The 482-nt window shown below is 47.9% G+C and carries 1 protein-coding gene; it reads right to left on the bottom strand.

The genetic code is table 11. From position 1 onward, the window contains the following. On the bottom strand, nt 1-98 hold a 98-nt coding region (locus tag ACTHS3_RS16870), incomplete at its 3' end, for a hypothetical protein (protein ID WP_156122100.1). Nucleotides 99-482 lie beyond the last annotated feature (384 nt).

Genomic DNA, 482 nt, shown 5'->3' with positions numbered 1-482 from the left:
GTTTGTGCGTCAGCGCCGACGACCACCCAGTCGCGGTCTTTAACGGGCAAACCTAAAAGATAATCGCGGACGGCGCCGCCGACGAGGTAGGTTTTGATGGTGTGTGTTTTCTGAGTCATTGAATTGGTCTTTGGTAACAATCAGAATGTATAGTGGATTAACTTTAAACCAGTACGGCGTTGCCTCGCCTTAGCTCAAAGAGAACGATTCTCTAAGGTGCTGAAGCACCAAGTGAATCGGTTCCGTACTATCTGTACTGTCTGCGGCTTCGTCGCCTTGTCCTGATTTAAATTTAATCCACTATATAGTGGTGATGCTTGAATGGAAAGAGGTCGTCTGAAAAGCAAAATCCCGTTTTCAGACGACCTCTTCTAGCCATAACCCTTTGTTTTAACTTGAGGCCGTCCGAATTTGAGCGCTATTAATTCGGCAACCTCACCGCCAACTCGGCAGGCCATGCTGCCTTAGCGTCGGTTTTTACG

This window comes from Neisseria sp. P0009.S007, from assembly GCF_051962515.1.
This window is presented reverse-complemented; position numbering and strand designations above follow the sequence as displayed.